This window comes from Achromobacter sp. 1014246743 (genome assembly GCF_059760725.1).
The window spans coordinates 1-17692 of sequence record NZ_JCBANA010000001.1; the positions used below are offsets into that span (position 1 = coordinate 1).

At 67.2% G+C, this 17692-nt stretch carries 12 protein-coding genes and 1 pseudogene; 4 read left to right on the forward strand and 9 right to left on the reverse strand.

What is annotated here, in order from left to right:
- Positions 1–212 (forward strand): annotated as a pseudogene (locus AC6LJ2_RS00005) (IS110 family transposase); the annotation flags it as partial.
- A gap of 480 nt (positions 213–692) precedes the next feature.
- Entirely contained in the window at positions 693–1523 is an 831-nt protein-coding gene (locus AC6LJ2_RS00010; protein ID WP_445659130.1) for a tRNA threonylcarbamoyladenosine dehydratase, read from the forward strand.
- 53 nt (positions 1524–1576) lie between these two features.
- On the opposite strand, the gene AC6LJ2_RS00015 is transcribed toward AC6LJ2_RS00010, so the two are convergent.
- From AC6LJ2_RS00015 to AC6LJ2_RS00025, 3 genes are all read right to left on the reverse strand, one after another.
- Positions 1577–1888, reverse strand: a complete 312-nt coding sequence (locus AC6LJ2_RS00015; protein WP_263913957.1) for a non-heme iron oxygenase ferredoxin subunit — start codon at positions 1886–1888, stop codon at positions 1577–1579.
- A 122-nt stretch (positions 1889–2010) separates the two neighbouring features.
- Entirely contained in the window at positions 2011–2484 is a 474-nt protein-coding gene (locus AC6LJ2_RS00020; RefSeq protein WP_263913958.1) for an aromatic-ring-hydroxylating dioxygenase subunit beta, read from the reverse strand.
- Between the two features lie 2 nt (positions 2485–2486).
- Positions 2487–3722, reverse strand: coding sequence for an aromatic ring-hydroxylating dioxygenase subunit alpha (locus AC6LJ2_RS00025; RefSeq protein WP_498150487.1), 1236 nt, complete (start codon positions 3720–3722; stop codon positions 2487–2489).
- A gap of 157 nt (positions 3723–3879) precedes the next feature.
- On the opposite strand from AC6LJ2_RS00025, the gene AC6LJ2_RS00030 reads away from it, so the two are divergent.
- Positions 3880–4782, forward strand: a complete 903-nt coding sequence (locus AC6LJ2_RS00030; protein WP_445658242.1) for a LysR family transcriptional regulator — start codon at positions 3880–3882, stop codon at positions 4780–4782.
- Between the two features lie 86 nt (positions 4783–4868).
- On the opposite strand, the gene AC6LJ2_RS00035 is transcribed toward AC6LJ2_RS00030, so the two are convergent.
- The 6 genes from AC6LJ2_RS00035 to uvrA all read right to left on the reverse strand — a co-directional run bounded on the left by AC6LJ2_RS00035 (position 4869) and on the right by uvrA (position 16653).
- Positions 4869–7262 (reverse strand): TonB-dependent siderophore receptor, encoded by a 2394-nt coding sequence (locus tag AC6LJ2_RS00035; protein ID WP_498150488.1) that lies wholly within the window; start codon positions 7260–7262, stop codon positions 4869–4871.
- Positions 7263–7443: 181 nt separating this feature from the next.
- Positions 7444–8424: a FecR domain-containing protein gene (locus AC6LJ2_RS00040; protein ID WP_498150489.1), complete on the reverse strand. Its 981-nt coding sequence runs from the start codon at positions 8422–8424 to the stop codon at positions 7444–7446.
- Positions 8421–8942, reverse strand: coding sequence for a sigma-70 family RNA polymerase sigma factor (locus tag AC6LJ2_RS00045; protein ID WP_263913965.1), 522 nt, complete (start codon positions 8940–8942; stop codon positions 8421–8423). The genes AC6LJ2_RS00040 and AC6LJ2_RS00045 overlap by 4 nt, the downstream gene beginning before the upstream one ends.
- Before the next feature lie 100 nt (positions 8943–9042).
- Positions 9043–9675: an aminotransferase class IV family protein gene (locus tag AC6LJ2_RS00050; protein WP_498150490.1), complete on the reverse strand. Its 633-nt coding sequence runs from the start codon at positions 9673–9675 to the stop codon at positions 9043–9045.
- Between the two features lie 67 nt (positions 9676–9742).
- Positions 9743–10879: an aminodeoxychorismate synthase component I gene (locus AC6LJ2_RS00055; protein WP_498150491.1), complete on the reverse strand. Its 1137-nt coding sequence runs from the start codon at positions 10877–10879 to the stop codon at positions 9743–9745.
- Between the two features lie 8 nt (positions 10880–10887).
- Positions 10888–16653, reverse strand: a complete 5766-nt coding sequence (gene uvrA, locus AC6LJ2_RS00060) for an excinuclease ABC subunit UvrA (protein ID WP_498150492.1) — start codon at positions 16651–16653, stop codon at positions 10888–10890.
- Positions 16654–16883: 230 nt separating this feature from the next.
- Between uvrA and AC6LJ2_RS00065 the strand changes: the two genes are divergently transcribed.
- Positions 16884–17681 (forward strand): IclR family transcriptional regulator, encoded by a 798-nt coding sequence (locus tag AC6LJ2_RS00065; RefSeq protein WP_498150493.1) that lies wholly within the window; start codon positions 16884–16886, stop codon positions 17679–17681.
- Positions 17682–17692: the final 11 nt, after the last annotated feature.

Below are 17692 nucleotides of genomic sequence, written 5' to 3' on the forward strand. Positions count from 1 at the left end.
GTCCTGCGGACGTACGGGCGTTGGCATACATGGCTGGCGTCGTTGCGTCCAAGCACAACCCCCATGTGCGGGCGTTGTATCAACGACTGCTGGCCGCGGGCAAGAGCAAGATGTCGGCCCTGGGCGCATGCATGCGAAAAGTGGTGCATCTGTGCTTCGGCGTGCTCAAGACGCGGCAGCCTTACAGGCCTGATTACGCTTTTTCTACTTGACGGCCAAGACGGTATCTTCCGATTCCCTCGGGCGCATCGAGGTTGCCCACTCCGCAAGCCACCCCCGCCAGGGGCTACGGTTTTCGAGAATTGTCGCGCTGCTAGACCTGTGGTCAGGGCATGAAATCTGCAGGGCCGCCAAGCCGCGGCCGCGCGGGCGGCCACGTTTGGCATTCGTGTTGCTGACTGTGTGGCGGTGGCGCTTCGCGCTGGTGGTGATTGCGTTTCTAGTGGTTCCGCACGGTTGGGGGTGGGGCGGTGATGGGCGGCGCGGCAGAGATCGGGCTGCTAGTGTTGACCGTCTCGCGCGCCGCCCATCGGGCGCTGCACATTCATGTTGAACGCCACGGCATCCGCGCCGATAGAAGGGCACGAGCGGGGGGGCACGGCATGGGATTGCGCGTGATGGTGGGTATTCCTCGCAAGGCCGTCCGCCTGGCCGGCATGGGGCGGGTTTGGCGGCCATATAAAATATCTCTTATGAACACCCTCGATTCCGTCGACCTCGACCGCCGCTTCTCCAGCCTGTCACGCCTGTACGGGCCTGATGCTCCCAGACGTTTTCAAGACGCGCACATTGCCGTTGCCGGCCTGGGTGGGGTTGGCTCGTGGACGGTTGAGGCGCTTGCGCGTTGTGGGATCGGGGCGTTGACCCTGATTGATCTGGACCATATTGCGGAGTCCAACGTCAATCGGCAGATTCATGCGCTGACCGAGACCGTGGGGCAGTCCAAGGTGGATGCCATGGCCGAGCGGGTGTTGGGGATCAATCCGGCGTGTCGGTTGACGCGGGTGGATGACTTTGTGTCGCCTGAGAATGTCGGCGAGGTCTTGCCTGGGCCCTATACCGTCATCATTGACTGTACCGATCAGGCGGCGGCCAAGATTGCGATGATCTTGCATGCGCGGGCATTGGGTGTGCCCATGCTGCTGTGTGGCGGGGCGGGGGGCAAGACGGACCCGTTGGCGCTGCGGGCGGGGGATCTGTCGGCGGCGGTCAATGATGCGTTGTTGTCCAAGTTGCGCAACAAGCTGCGGCGCGAGCATGGATTTGCTCGGGCATCGGACAAGAACGGCAAGGCCTTGAAGCGGGTGCCCAAAATGGGGGTGCATGCGCTGTGGTTCGATCAGCCGGCGATCTTGCCGGATGAATGGACGCGGGCGGGCGAGATGGAAGACGACATGGGGGTGTCCGCGCAAGCGGCTGCGCCGCAGGGGTTGTCTTGTGCGGGGTATGGGTCTGTCGTGACCGTGACGGCCGCCATGGGGATGGCGGCGGCCAATGAAGCCTTGCGTTTGGCGTTGGGCTGATTGGCGGCGCCAGTGGGGCGCCGCCTTGGGCATGGGATGGTTCGGCTGTCTTGCTACAGCGCCACGAACACCATGCCGTCTTCGATTCTGACGGGGTAGGTCGCGATGTTGTCGCGTAGCGGCGAACAGAGGGCGCGGCCGTCTCTGACGTCGAAGCGGCCCTGGTGCAGCGGGCATTCGATTTCGTGGCCGGTCAGGAAGCCGTCGCACAGGCGGGCGTTGCCGTGGGTACAGAGGTTGGCGGTGGCGTAGACGGCGCCTTCGACGCCGTAGAGCGCGATTTCGTGGTCGCCGGCCTGGACGGCGATCACGTCTTCATCGGGTATGTCGGCCAGCGGGATGGCCTTTATCCATTGCGTTGTCATGTTGCGGTGTCCTCGTCAGGATTGGGGCAAGCCGCAGGCGGGCGCGCGATGTTGCCTGCCTGGGGAGTGGGATTTGGGGCGCCCGCCGACAGGGGCCGGCGAGCGATGCGCCACCTTTTGGGTCAGATGGGATAGATCAACGAATTCGGAATCAGCTCGCTGTCGAAGATGCATAGCCTGGATTCGAATTTCAGGCCGTCGGGCGTCTGGCGGATGACGTCCAGGTAGCGGCCGACGTTGAAGACCGTCGTCAGCTGGTTGGGCTTGGTGCGGAAGACGGCGTAGTTGGCTTCGGATTCGATCCGGTCGCCCGCGACCGACAGGACGCGGGGCGCGCCGACCACGTGGCGTTGGTAGTAGGGGTCGTGGAAGATGGTGTCGGTGGCGCCGTAGATGCGGTCGCGCAGCATGCCGCGGCTTTCGAAGGCCATGGTGGCCAGGGGGTAGCCGCGTTCGTGGTTTTCGCGGGGCAGCACTTTGTAGGTGCAGTCTTCCAGGAAGAAGTCCGGCCACTGGTCCCATTGTTCGGCGTCCAGCGCGGCGGCGTAGTCGGTGTACAGCCGGGTCAGCGCGTAGTACAGCGGAAATTCCAGCATCGTCAGGCCTCCTCTTCCATCACGCGGCGCCAGTAGGCGTACATGCCGCGGATCAGCGTTTCGGTCACCATATGGTCGGTGTTCTCGGCGGTCTTGCCGCCCAGTTCGGCCACGCTGCGGTGCCAGGGCTTTTGCTGGAAGCCGGATTGCGAGAACTCGATCACCTCGCCGTCGTCCGCCGACACGAAACCGGCGGGGCCGAACAGGTTGGCCTGGCGCAGGCGGCGCCGGGTCATCTCGGGCGTGTCGTCGGCGAAGCCGAAGTGCGTCCAGACGAAATCGAAGGCGTCGTGGCCGACGGGCTGGATGTGGCGGGTCGACAGCGAGTTGACCTGCTGCTGGATGATGACGCTGGGAAACAGCGTCATCAGCACCGCCGTGGGGCCGTTCCACCAGGGTTCGGGGACGATGTCCAGAAAGCGGTCGTCGTTCAGCGACATCTGTTCCTTGAAGCTGGAGACGCCGCTGGTGACGCTGCCCTTGCCGCCCTGGCCGCGCGTCGAGATCATGGCGGCGTGGCGCAAGTGGCGGTCCATTTTCAGTTCGGAACGGTTGTCGGCCCGCCACAGGCCGAAGGTGACGAACCAGGTGTGGAGCAGGCCGGGGTGGTAGGGGTCCTTGATGTTCTCCTGCATCAGCTTCCAGTTGCCGGGAATACGCTGGCGGCTGTAGCCGTGGATCACCAACTGGCGGCCGTCGAAGACGCGGTCGAAGTAGTGCAGGATGTCGGGGCCCAGGTAGTCTTCGAGCGGCTCGACGTCGGGGTCGAACGAGGCGAAGACGACGCCGTTGCGACAGGCCACGGCCAGTTTGGTCAGGCCGTGTTCCTCGGGCTTGAAATCGGGCGGCATGCCGCCGTTGACGCGGCCCCCCTGCTTGACGCCGCGGCGAAAGGGCACGCCGATCAGGTTGCCCTGCAGGTCGTAGTTCCACTGGTGATAGGGACAGACGAATTCGCTTCGGTTGCCCGAGCGTTCGCGGCAGAACTGCACGCCGCGGTGGGCGCAGACGTTTTCCACCACTCGCACCTGGCCGTCGTTGTCGCGCAATAGGATGACGGAGCGCTCGCCAACCGCGGTGCGCTTGAAGTCGCCTGGGTTGGGGATTTCCGCTTCCAGGCCGACGTAGTTCCAGTGGCCGCGGTAGAAAAAGCGGTCCAGTTCTTTCTGGTGCAGCGCGGCGTCGGTGTAGACGCCGAAGGGAATGCGGTGGGTGCCGTCGGTGGGCCAGGGTTGCATGGTTTGTCTCCTTCATCCGTGGCCGTCGTGCGGCCGGGCGGGGGCCGCGCGACATGGGCGCGGCGTTTGTTGCATCTTCGGCCAGGGCATGAAATAAATAAATAGAATCTGGCTGATGACAACAATCACCAGAATCAATATTGGTGGAGACAAGCGCATGAACCTGCAAGACATGGACCTGAACCTGCTGGTCGTCTTCAACGAGTTGTGCAAGCACGGCCGGGTGTCGGCGGTGGCGCGCAACCTGGGTATCTCGCAGCCCGGAGTCAGCAACGCGCTGGGCCGGCTGCGCAAGCTGTTGGGCGACGAATTGTTCCTGCGGACCTCGCGCGGCATGGTGCCCACGCCCTACGCCGAAGCGCTGGCGCAGCCCATTGCCGATGCGCTGGCCGCGTTGCACGGCACATTGAACGCACGGGCCTTGTTCGACCCGGCGCAGAGCGAGCGGGCCTTTGTCATCGGCGTCAATGACGTGGGCGAAACCTACTTTCTGCCGCGGCTGATGCGGGCGCTGGATGCGGCGGCGCCGGGCGTCACCATCCGCACCGTGCGCACGACGTCGATCGACGTGAAGGACGAAATGGAGCGCGGGCGGATCGACCTGGCGATGGGCTTTCTGCCGGGTTTAAAGCAAGGCTTCTTTCAGCGGCGGTTGTTTCGCCAGCCCTATGTGTGCATCTTCCGGCAGGACCATCCGCTGGCGCGCGGCGGGGTGTCGGCCAAGCAGTTCCGCGCGGCCGAGCACGTTGCCATCGTGTCCGAAGGCACCGGGCACGGCGTGGTGGACCAGGTCATCGAACGCGCCGGCATCCGCCGCCGCTTGCGGCTGACGGTGCCGCACTTCATGGCGGTGGGGCCGGTGCTGCAGGCCACCGACATGATCGCGGTGGTGCCGCAGCGCTTTGCCGATTGCGCCTGCAAGCCGTTCGGCCTGGCCACCGCGCCCTGTCCGGTGAAGATCCCGGAGTCCGTCATCAACGTCTTCTGGCATGCGCGCAACCACCGCGAGCCGGCCAATCAATGGCTGCGGCAGGTGGTGGTGGAGCAGTTCGCGGATTAGGCTGTGCAGGTCTGATAAGTCCAGGGCCTGACCGAGGGACAGGTCTCAGTCCGGAACGCGCGCGCCGCGCGCGTTCCGCCAGGCGCTCAGAACTGCATCTGCGCCGACAGCGCAACGCTGCGCGGGCTGCCCAGGTAGTAGCTGTTGAGCCAATAACTGCGGTCGGCTACGTTGTTGACATTCAGGCGCAGCGTCACCGGTCGACCGGTGACCTTGGTCGCGTAGCGCAGACCCAGGTCGAAGGTGGTGTACGACGGCAGCCGGCTGGTGTTGGTGTTAGTGGCCCACTGCTTGCCGACGTAGTAGACCCCGCCAGTCAGGCTCAGGCCCGGCGCGAAGGGCAGCGCGTACTCCGAATACAGCTTGGCCGTCAGCTTGGGCACGTTGATCGGAGCGTTGCCGTCGTTGGCGCTGCCTTCTACACGGGCCGTGAGCATCGTCACGCCGCCCATCACGGTCCAGGCATCGGTCACCTTGCCCACCGCCGAGACTTCGGCGCCGCGATGGCGCTGGACGCCGTCCTGTACGTAGACATTGGCGTTGTTGGAGTACTCGTAGGCTTTTTCGATGTCGAACAGCGCGCCGCTGACCAGCACACCGCCCAACTCGGCCTTCACGCCCAGTTCGCGTTGCTTGCTGCGCATGGGCGACAGCACCTGCCCGCGGTTGACGGCTTCGTCCGGTGCAACGCCGCCTTGTTCCAGGCCTTCGATGTAGGTTGCGTAGGTCGTCAGCCAAGGGGTTGGCGTGAAGATCAACGACGCGTTGGGCGAATTGCGGCCGCGATCGTAATCCGGTTGGCCCGCGTTGCCGTCCTGGTCACGCTCCATGGCCTTGATGGTGCTGCGGTTCACGCCCACCAGCGCAGACCATTGTTCGTTCAACCGGATCAGGTCACCGATCATGAAATTGTCGTTGCGGATGCGGCTGGCGTAGTACGTTCTTTCCGACGCATCGGACGGCCATTGCGGTTCCGGCACGTGCGTGGGCGAGACCAGGCCGTACGGGCCGACGTAGCCGGTGTTGGGAAAATAGGTGGTTTGCCATTGCTTGTCCATGTAGCCGTAATAGCCCATGGTGACCTTGTGGCCGATCGGTCCGGTGTCGAAAGAAATGTCTGCCAGCGCCTGCCAGGCTTCGGACTCGGTGCTGGTCGCACCGACTTTCTGCCGCAATTGCGCGTATTCGCTGGACGAACGCAGCGTGTTCATCGTGTGGTACTGGATGGGCCGGTCCTGGTATTCGCGCAGATGGGCGACGCGTACCGTTAGGTGATCGCTGGCCTCATAGGTCATGCGAGCCATCCATTTACGGCTTTCGGTCTCGTCGCGGATCCACGGTTGGCTCCAGTCCTTGCTGGAATCCGGGGCCTTGGGGCGGGATATCCCGTCGCGGACAAACCAGTAAGCCGTGGGCGACGTCATCTTGTAGTCGCTGTATGAGGCGCCCAACTCGATCTTGAAGCGATCGGTCACGTTGAAATCCAGGGCCAGGCTTGCCAGGGTGCGATCGATCTTCTGGCCGTCCACGGCGGTATCGCCATTCTGGCGGACAAGGTTGACGCGGTAGCCGACCTTGCCGTTGTCGTCGAACGGGCCGCCGAAGTCGCCATGAACGTAGGCTTGGCTGGCGCCATAGGTGCCCACGGTGATGCTGTTGTACCGGTCCGGGGTGGGGCGTTTGTTGACGTAATTGATCATGCCGCCGGGCGAGGCCGCGCCGTACAGAAAGCCGGACAGCCCGCTCAGCACTTCGACGCGTTCCTTGTCTTCCAGCGAGGCGGCAAAGCCGTAGGCGTGGCGCAGGCCATCTTCCGCGCGGTCATAGCTGTTGAAGCCGCGAATCTTGACCATCGGCGCCCAGCCGCTCAACTGCGGTGTCTGTGTCAGCGTTGCCGGGTTGATCTTGTAGACGTCGTCGGGCGTCTGCGCCTGCACGTTCTGCAGCAGCTCGCGGGTGACGACGCTGAACGAATAGGGCGCGTTGCGCAGCTCCATGCCGCCCAGTGCACCGGCGGCCGATACGCTGGACGCCCGGTAGCCGTCGCTGGCCAGACCTTCCTGTTGCAAGGCGGCGGTGGCGTTGCCGCGTACTGTGATGTTGGGCAGCGTGACCGCGTCGGCATTCGGCACGGGGCGCGCGGTGTAGGCGTTGCCGCTGCGCATCGGCTGCAGGCCGGTGCCAGCCAGGATCGCGTTCAGTCCCGACCACGCCGATTGCCGCCCGCGCACGCCCGGGCTCTGCCGCCCGGCGGTCAGCGACGCTTCGATCGACACCTGGATACCCGCTTGCATGGCGAATTCGGTCAACACCCGGCTCAGGTCGCCGGGCGGAATGTCGTAGTCGCGCTCGGCGGCGGCCTGGGCGGCGTTTGGCGTCTGGGCGGGGGCCGCGCCGGGCAGGGCCAGGCCGATTAGTGCGGCGGCGGCCGTGGCGGCGGGCAGGCGGACGGCGGCGCGTCGGCGGGAAGGGGAAGGCATGTGCATGGTACGGCCCGGTCTGGAAGGGAGAAATGGGTGGTTGCACCCCGTATGCCAATCCACGACGCGAAAAAGGGAACCTCGGCGACGCCTTTGCGCAAAAAGAATCGGCCGGCCTCGAATCTGTCGGCCCCTTTGTCGCCGTTTCTTGTCGGCTTTTTTCGGCCCTTTTTTCGGCCCCTTAGCGGCCTTCCAGCACCACCCACCACGGCAGCGTCCGGCGCACGCGCACGGGCAGCGTGTTTTCCAGGGTCGCCAGCACCTGGTCGGTGTCCGCGGTGGCATAGGTGCCCACGATGCGCAGGTCCGCAATCGCGGGGTCGCAGCCCAGGTGTCCGCGCCGGTAGCGCGACAGTTCCGCCGCGAAGTCGCCCAACCGCATGTTTTCGGCAACGATCAGCCCGTCGACCCACGAACGGCGGGCCAGGGCCGAGGGTTCGGCAACGACGTTGCCGGCCCGCGTGATGCGGGCCTGCTGGCCGGCATGCAGGATGCCGCCCGCCACGCCCAGCGTCACCGGTTCGACCTGCACCGCGCCGTCAAACACCGCGACGACGCTGGCGTCGTCTTCCTGGTAGACGCTGTAGCGGGTGCCCAGCGCCCGCAGCCGGGCCTGGGCGGTATCGACCACGAAGGGCCGCGCGGGTGTCTGGGTGTCGGGCGCGGTGGTGACCAGGATTTCGCCGGCCACCAGGCGGATGCGGCGCAGGTCGGGGCCGTAGTCCACGTCGATCGCGCTGTCGGTATTGAGCCAGACGCGGCCGCCATCGGCCAGCCGGACCTCGCGGCGTTCGGCCAGGGCGGTATGGTGCGTGGCCGTCCAGCGCCGCCAGGGCACGGCTTGCGACGCGCCCCAGCTGCCCAGGCCGACGCCACACAGCAGCGTCAGCATCTTCAGTGCCTGGCGGCGGCGCGCCTGGCCGGCCGCGGCGGCGTCCAGCAGCCGATGGGCCATGGGCTTGTTGCCGCCGGGCAGGTTCAGGAACTTGCCGCTGATCGCCTCGACCTGGCGCCAGGCCAGTTGATGGGCCGGATCGGCGTCATGCCACTGCCGCCAGCGTTGGTGCGCCTGGGCATCGACGGCCGGCGCGCCCAGCACGGCGAACCATTCGGCTGCCTGCTGCAGCACCTGGAAACTGGGCGGCGCGCCCGTGGCGCTCATGGCGTGGCCAGTCCCATGGCCTGGTCAGCGGTCAGGCAGTGCAGCATCGCCTGCGCCATGTACTTCTTGACCATGCGTTCGGACACGTCGAGCCGCGCCGCGATCTCCAGGTAGGTGTAGCCGTCCAGGTGCGCCAGCAGGAAGGCCGCGCGGGCCTTGGGGTTCAGCTGGTTCAGCAGCGCGTCCAGCTCGCACAGGGCTTCGAGCAGCAGCGCGCCTTCCTCGGGCGACGGGGCCAGGGTGTCGGACACCGTGGCCAGCGTTTCGCGGTAGGCGCGTTCCAGGTCCTGGCGGCGCCAGTGGTTCACCACCAGGCCGTGGGCGATGGTGGTCAGGTAGGCGCGCGGTTCGCGGATGGGTTCCAGCGTGCGCAGCACCCGCAGGAAGGTGTCCTGCGCCAGGTCGGCCGCGTCGAAGGCGTTGCCCAGCCGCCGGCGCAGCCATTCCTGCAGCCAGCCGTGGTGGTCGCTATAGAGGGTTGCTACGTTGGGGGAGGCCGTGCAAGAGGGAGGAAACACGATGGGACGCTGCCGACGCCGAACAATAGATAAGAATGAGTATCAATTATTCGTCAGCCTTGCCGGTTTGGCAATCGGCGCTGTCCCGCGCCCGGCGGCGTCAGGCTTCGCGCAGCGTCACGTCGAACCAACCGCGCAGGGCGTTGGACAGGCGGATCTCGTCGGCGGCGTGCAGATCGGCCAGGGTCAGGACGCGTTCGGTCACGTTGCCGTTATCCAACAGTTCGGCCCGCTGCACGCCGGGCAGGCAGCCGCTGTCCACGGGCGGGGTGTACCAGTCGCCGTCCAGCCGCAGGTAGACGTTGCTGCGGCTGCCTTCGCACAGCTCGCCGCGTTCGTTCAGGTAGACCAGGTCGAAAATATGCGGATGCGCGGGCAGCCATTCGATGGTCTTGGTGTACCAGGGGCGGTAAGTGGTCTTGTAGCGCAGCAGCGGTTCGGACGAGCGCAGGGCCTCGGGCGCCAGCATGATTTCCTGCACGGCGGGCAGGGGCGGCAGCACCGCGGTCTGGATGTGGCGGCTGCCGTCGCGGGCGACCAGCAGACGCAGGCGGTGCGCCCCCGGGGTCACCAGGCTGAGTGCCGCGATCATGATGTCGCTTTCGACTGTGCGCCCGCCCCAGGTGTAGCCCAGCGCCTTGCAGGACTGTTCCAGCCGGTGCAGGTGGCGCGTCAAGAGCGGCACGCGGCGTTCGGCATCGACCAGGATGGTCTCGATCAGTTCGGGTTGCATGGGGGCTCCTGGGTAATGGCGGACGGGGCCGCGCTCTATCCTACTACTGCTGGCGCGGGTTGCGGTTTTACGCGCGCAGGATGCGGGCCTTCCAGTGGCATTCCTGCCATTCCTCGGCCGGATCCGAATCGTGGACGATGCCGCCGCCCACGCTGTAGACCCCGTGGCCCGCGGCATCCAGCACCAGGGTGCGGATCGCCACGTTCAGCGAGAAATCGCCATCGGGCGCCAGCCAGCCGATGCTGCCGCAATACAGGCCACGCGGCGCGGCTTCCATCTGGCGGATGCGGCGCATGGCGGCCACCTTGGGGGCGCCGGTGATGGAACCACAGGGGAACAGCGCGCGCAGCACGGCTTCCAGCGTGGCGCCGGGCGCCTGGGCCGACACGGTCGACGTCATGGTCCAGACGGTGGGGTAGCGTTCCAGCGAGAACAGGGCATCGACCTTGACCGAACCCGGCTCGGCCAGGCGGCCCAGGTCGTTGCGCAGCAGGTCGACGATCATCAGGTTTTCGGCGCGGTTCTTGTCGCTGGCCAGCAGCGCCTGGCCCAGCCGGGCATCTTCGGCCGGGTCGGCGTGGCGCGGTGCCGTGCCTTTCATGGGCCGGGTGGTCAGTTGCGGGCCGCGGCGGGCCACGAACAATTCGGGCGAAAACGACAGCACCGTGCGCGCGCCATCCTGGATGAAGGCGGCGTGCGCGACGGGATTGCGCGCGGCGATGCGGCGGTACAGCGTGGCCGCGTCGCCCTGGTATTGCAGGTCCAGCGGCTGGGTGTAGTTGACCTGGTAGAGCTCGCCGTCGGCGATCAGGCCGCGGATGGCGTCGATCTGGCGCACGTAATCGGCTTCCCGCAGGCGCGGCGCCGGAATGCTGAGGGCGCCGGGGGCGCTGTCGGCCGCGGGGGCGTCCCAGGGCGCTTCGTCGATCTTGCGTTCGAACACCAGCGCGGTCAGGCGCGCTGCGCCGTCGTCGCGCGGCGGCGTCCAGGGGCCGGCGGGCGCGGGCCGGGTGGCCTCGGGCAGCAGCCATTCCCCCAGTTCGTAATCCAGCAGCAGGGCCACCCAATGGCCCTGGTGGCGGGCCGCGTCGACGGCGGCCAGCGCGGGGCCGATCTCGGCCGCCGCGCGCGCCTCGATGCGGGCCCGCAGGCCGTCCAGCCGCAGGGCGCGGCCGGCCAGCCGGTCTTCAAAACGACAATGCATGACGCTCTTTATTGTTGTGCCAGGAACTCCGCCAGGACCCGTCCGGTGTGCGATTGGGCGCTTTGGGCCATGACGTGTTCCGGCGACCCCTGGCCCACCAGCTTGCCGCCGCCCGTGCCGCCTTCGGGGCCCAGGTCCAGCAGCCAGTCGGCTTCGGCGATGACGTCGAGATTATGCTCGATGACCACCACGGTGTTGCCGGCTTCGACCAGGCGATGCAGCACGTGGATCAGCTTTTCCACGTCGGCCATCGACAGGCCCACCGTCGGTTCGTCCAGCACGTACAGCGTGTGCGGAATGCGCGAGGCGCGGCCGGTCTTGATCAGGCCGTCGGTCAGGCGCGCCTTGGACAGCTCGGTCACCAGCTTGATGCGCTGGGCCTCGCCGCCGGACAGCGTGGGCGACGGCTGCCCCAGCGTCAGGTAACCCAGGCCGACGTCCTGCATCAGTTGCAGGGGGCGGTGGATCTTCGGGTGCGCCGCGAAATAGCCGATGGCGTCGTCCACTTCCATGGCCAGCAGTTCGCCCGCGTTCTTGCCGCGCATCTGCACGCTGAGCGTGTCGTTGTTGAAGCGTGCGCCGTTGCAGGCATCGCACGGCACCTTCACATCGGGCAGGAAGTTCATTTCGATGGTGCGCATGCCCTGGCCTTCGCAGATCGGGCAGCGGCCGTCGCCGGTATTGAACGAGAAGCGCGCCGCCGTCCAGCCGCGCATGCGGGCCTCGCGGGTATCGGCGAACTGCTTGCGCACGTCGTCCCAGAACCCGACGTAGGTGGCCGGGCACGAGCGCGGCGTCTTGCCGATGGGGGTCTGGTCCACTTCCAGCACGCGGTCGATCGCTTCCCAGCCCTTGATGCTTTCGCAGCCGGCCCAGCCGGGCGCCTTGCCCTGCGAGACGGCCTGCATCAGGTTGTCCAGCAGCACTTCGCGCGCCAGGGTCGATTTGCCCGAGCCGGACACGCCGGTGACGACGCTCAGGCGGCCCACCGGAATCTTGGCGTCGACGCTGCGCAGGTTGTGCAGGCGTGCGCCCTTGATCTCGATCATGGGCGTGTCGGCCTCGACCGGGCGGCGGCCTTGCAGCGGGTGCTGCAGCGGCTTGGCCAGGTAGCGGCCGGTGACGGACTCGGGGGCGTCCATCAGGTCCTGGGCCGTGCCTTGCGCCACCACGCGGCCGCCGCGCACACCCGCGCCCGGACCGATATCGATAATGTGCGAGGCGCGGCGGATGGTGTCGTCGTCATGCTCGACCACCACCAGCGTGTTGCCGTTGTCTTCCAGGCGCGCCAGCGCGTCGAGCAGGATGCGGTTGTCGCGCGGGTGCAGGCCGATGGTGGGTTCGTCCAGCACGTAGCAGACGCCCTGCAGGTTGGACCCCAGTTGCGCCGCCAGGCGGATGCGCTGTGCTTCACCGCCCGAGAGCGTCGGCGCGGCGCGGTCCAGCGCCAGGTAGTTCAGGCCCACTTCCTGCATGAAATTCAGGCGGCCGCGGATTTCGGTGAGGATGTCGCGGGCGATCTCGCCTTCGCGGCCGCGCGCCACCAGTCCGGTAAAGAAGGTGTGCGCGTCCGACACCGGCAGCGAGGCCAGTTCCGCGATGGACTTGTCGCGCCAGCGCACCGCGCGCGCCACGCGGTTCAGGCGCTGGCCGTCGCACTGGGTGCAGACCTTGGCCTCGCCTTCGTACCAGGCGTTCCAGGCGGTTTCCTCGCCGGTCTGTTCTTCGTCGAAGCCTTGCAGTTGCAGGCCGGTGCCGAAGCAGCCGGTGCACCAGCCGTGCTTGGAGTTGTACGAGAACAGGCGCGGATCGGGCTCGGGGAAGCTGGTGCCGCAAGACGGGCAGGCGCGTTTGACCGAGAAGTGCTGCTGCTGCAATTCGCTGTTCAGCGCTTCGTGCAGCTTGTTCACCGGCCAGACCACCGACATCACGCCCTGGCCGTTTTCCAGCGCGCTCTTGACCGCGGCGCGCAGGTCGGCCTCGTTGGCGGGATCGACCACCACGTCGGCCACCGGCAGTTCGATGGTGTGTTCCTTGTAGCGGTCCAGGCGCGGCCACGGCGCGACGGGAATGAACTCGCCGTCGACCCGCAGGTGCGTATGGCCCTTGGACCCGGCCCACTTGGCCAGGTCGGTGTAGTAGCCCTTGCGCGCGGTGACCAGCGGCGCCAGGAGGCCGATGTGCTCGCCCTTGTGGTCGCGCAGCAGGCGCGCCACGATCTGGTCGGTGTTCTGCGGTTCCACCGCCACGTTGCAGTCGGGGCAGTACTGCGTGCCCAGCTTCACATACAGCAGGCGCAGGAAGTGGTGGATCTCGGTCATCGTGGCCACGGTCGACTTGCGGCCGCCGCGGCTGGTGCGCTGTTCGATCGCCACCGTGGGCGGAATGCCGAAGATGGCGTCCACGTCGGGCTTGCCGGCCGGCTGCACGATGGCGCGGGCGTAGGCGTTGAGCGATTCCAGGTAGCGGCGCTGGCCCTCGTTGAACAGGATGTCGAAGGCCAGGGTCGACTTGCCCGACCCCGACACGCCGGTGATCACCGTGAACTTGTCGCGCGGAATCTCGACGCTGATGTTCTTCAGGTTGTGCTCGCGCGCATTGCGGATCTCGATGGACATATTGTCCTGGCGGCGCTTGCGCATCACCGACTGCAGCGGCGTGCCTTCGCCGGCGCCATAGGCGGCGGCCGGTTCGGCGATGCGGGCGGTCAGGCCGGCCTGTTCGACTTCCTGGGCGTCGGCATCGCTGGTCACCACCACGTCGGCCGGCAGGATGCTGACTTCGTAGTCGCGCAGCGCGGCGCCGGTGTGCGAGGCCGGGTTGGCCATCAGGTCCTGCGGCGTGCCCACGCCCAGCACCAGGCCGCCGGCGTCGCCGCCTTCGGGGCCCAGGTCGATCAGCCAGTCGGCCGCGCGGATCACGTCCAGGTTGTGTTCGATGACCAGCAGCGTGTGACCGGCGGCCAGCAGCTTGCGGAAAGCGCGCATCAGGCGCGCCACGTCGTCGAAGTGCAGGCCGGTGGTGGGTTCGTCGAACAGGAACAGGCTGCCCTTCTTGGCGACCTTGGCCGTCGAGATGCCGCTGCGCGCCGCCTCGGCCAGGTGGCCGGCCAGCTTGAGCCGCTGCGCCTCGCCGCCCGACAGGGTCGGCACGGGCTGGCCCAGCCGCACGTATTCCAGCCCCACGTCGGCCAGCGGCGCCAGGCCCGTCTGCACGTCGCGCAGGCCCTTGAAGAATTCCAGCGCCTCGCTGACGGTCATTTCCAGCACTTCGTCGATCGAGGCGCTCTTGCCCAGGTGTTCCACGCGCACTTCCAGCACTTCGGGGCGGAAGCGCTTGCCGTCGCAGTCGGGGCAACGCAGGTAGACGTCGGACAGGAACTGCATTTCGACGTGTTCGAAGCCGGTGCCGCCGCACGTGGGGCAGCGGCCGTCGCCGCCGTTGAAGCTGAAGGTGCCCGCGGTGTAGGCGCGTTCACGCGCCAGCGGGGCCTGGGCGAACAGCTTGCGGATCGCGTCGAACGCGCCCACGTAGCTGGCCGGGTTGGACCGCGCGGTCTTGCCGATGGGGGTCTGGTCCACCATCACGACGTCGGCGATCTGTTCGGCGCCCAGCAGGCGTTCGAACGCGCCCGGCGCTTCGGACGGCTTGCCCTTCTGCTTGAGCAGGGCCGGGTACAGCACGTCCTGCACCAGCGTGGACTTGCCCGAGCCGGACACGCCGGTCACGCAGACCAGCCGGCCCAGCGGCAGTTCGACCGAGACGTTCTTCAGGTTGTGCGCGCTGACGCCTTCGAGCAGCAGGCGCGGCGTATTGGCCGCGACCGGCATGGGGCGCGGCGCTTCGACGCGCTGGCGGCCGCCCAGGTAGTTGCCCGTCAGCGTGTTGGCCGCGCGCAATTGCGCCGGCGTGCCGTCGAACACGATGTTGCCGCCGCGTTCGCCCGGGCCGGGGCCGATGTCGATGATACGGTCGGCCGCCACCATGACCTGCGGGTCGTGTTCGACCACCACCAGCGTGTTGCCGGCGTTGCGCAGCCGGTGCATCACTTCGACCACGCGGTGCATGTCGCGCGGGTGCAGGCCGATGGACGGCTCGTCCAGCACGAACAGCGTGTTCACCAGCGACGTGCCCAGCGCGGTGGTCAGGTTGATGCGCTGCACCTCGCCGCCGGACAGCGTGCGGCTTTGGCGGTCCAGCGTCAGGTAGCCCAGGCCGACATCGCACAGGAACTTCAGGCGGGCGCGCACTTCGGTCATGAGCAGATCGGTGGCCGCGTCCAGCGCGCCCGAGAACGACAGCGTGTCGAAGAACGTGCGCACGCGCTCGATGGGCAGCAGCATGACGTCATGCACCGACAGGCCGTCCATGGCGTCCAGCTGCGGGCGGGTCCAGTTGGCGCCCACCGGCATGAAACGCTTGTAGCGGCCGTCGTCGGGCGGCAGCACGGTGTCGGCTTCTTCCTTGGTGCCCAGGCGCCACAGCAGCGCGTCGGGCTTGAGGCGCGCGCCATTGCAGGTGGGGCAGGGCGTGTAGCTGCGGTATTTCGACAGCAGCACGCGCACGTGCATCTTGTACGACTTGGTTTCGAGCCAATCGAAAAAGCGCTGCACGCCGTACCACTGGTGCTTCCAGGCATCGTTGCCGCCCTTCCAGTCGGGCGTGCCGTAGAGCACCCAGCGCTTGTGCTCTTCGCTCATGCTCTTCCAGGGCACCCCCAGCGGGATGCCGGCGCGCGGCGCGTACTTCTGCAGCTCGTCCTGGCATTCCTTGTACGACGGCGTGGTCCAGGGCTTGATGGCGCCTTCGAGCAGGGTCTTGTTTTCGTCGGGGATGACCAGGCCGAAGTCGATGCCGATCACGCGGCCGAAGCCGCGGCAGGCCTCGCAGGCGCCCAGCGGCGAATTGAACGAGAAGCTGCTGGGCAGCGGGTCGGTGTATTCGATGTTGCAGTCGGCGCAGTGCAGGCGGTCGCTGTATTTCCAGATGTCGGCGTCGGCGCCCTCGGCGTCCATCACATAGACGGCCAGGTGGCCCGCGCCCATGCGCAGCGCGGTGTCCAGCGCTTCCATCACGCGTTCGCGTTCGGTGCCGGCAAAGCGGAAGCGGTCCTGGATGACATGCAGGATGCGGCGTTCGTCGGTGTCGGACTTGGCCTTGCCTTTGCCTTTTTCCTTCTTGGCGCCCTTGGCCGCGGCCGTGGCGCGCGGCACGGCGGTTTCCTCGGCGTGCACGCGGGTGTAGCCCTGCTGCTCCAGGAAGCCGCGCACTTCGTCTTCGGTGAAGTTGGCGGGCACGGCGATGGGGAAGGTCACCACCAGCCGCGGGTCGCCAGCCACCGCCGAGCGTTCGGCCAGCGAGTGGTAGATGGAATCGGGCGTGTCGCGCCGCACCACCTTGCCGCAGCCGCGGCAGTGCAGCCGGGCGCCGCGCGCGAACAGCAGCTTCACGTGGTCGTTCAGCTCGGTCATCGTGCCGACCGTGCTGCGCGAGCTGCGCACCGGGTTGGTCTGGTCGATGGCGATGGCCGGCAGGATGCCTTCGATGCGGTCCACCTGCGGCTTGTCCATGCGATCCAGGAACTGGCGCGCATAGGGCGAGAAGGTTTCCACGTAGCGGCGCTGTCCCTCGGCGTACAGGGTGTCGAAGGCCAGCGAACTTTTGCCGGACCCCGATACGCCGGTCACGACAACCAATTCGCCGGTGGCGATGGTCAGGTCCAGGTTCTTGAGATTGTTCTGGCGGGCGCCAACGATGCGAATTTGGGAGCTCATGGACGGTATCGTAGCCTGAGGGAGGGGGCCCGCCGGGACGACGACCTGTCGCTGGTTCCGGACGCGGCGATGTGGAATAATTGCCTATATAGTGAGGCATGAGTCCACAATGTGGTCAGTCACGCGCTCAGCTGCTGTACAAATAAACAGTATCGCAGATTCGTCTGAAATTCGCGCGGTTTGCCTTGCGCATTCTGCATAAGCATTGTTAACGCTGGGCTCTTCCCAACATGGGGGTGGTCGTGTCGGAAACCAAGGTGGCGGGCGCTGCGGCGTTCGCCAAGTTCATGACGGTGCTGCAGGCCGTGGCCGATGCCCCGCATCCGCCCACGGCGGCCGCGCTGGCGCGCAGTTGCGGCTATCCCCGGCCCACCGCCTACCGCATCGTGGCGGCGCTGGCCGAGCAGGGCATGGTGGCCGAAACCGACGGCGCCTACCGCCTGGGGCCGCGCCTGCTGGCCCTGGCCAGCCGCGCCTGGTCGCAGTTCGACCTGCGCGCCGCGCTGTCGGCCGACTTGCAGGCCCTGCGCGACGAAACCGGTGAAACCGTGCACCTGGCGGTGCCGGCCGGCGCCGAAATGATCTACATCGACAAACTCGAAAGCCCCGGCCCGGTGCGCATGGCCTCGCGCGTGGGCGCGGCCGTGGCGCTGCATTCCAGCGCGGTGGGCAAGGCTTACCTGGCGGCGCTGCCCGAGCCGGCGCGGGAACGCCTGCTGCGCGACCTGCCGCTGGAATTGCGCATGCCTGGCACGCTGTCGACGCTGCCGGCCCTGCGCGCGGCGCTGGCCGACACGGCCGCGCGCGGCTACGCCCTGGACAACGAGGAGAACGAGTCCGGCATCGCCTGCTATGGCGTGGCGCTGCGCGACGCCGCCGGCCAGCCGGTGGCCTGCGTCAGCGTCAGCACGCTGCTGTTCCGCCGCCGCGCCGATCCGCAATCCGCTTATATAGAACCCCTGCTGCGGTTGCGCGATGCCGCCTCAGCCAAACTCGCCGTGCTGCCCGTGCCGTCCGGCGGCGCCTGAACGATCCCGTC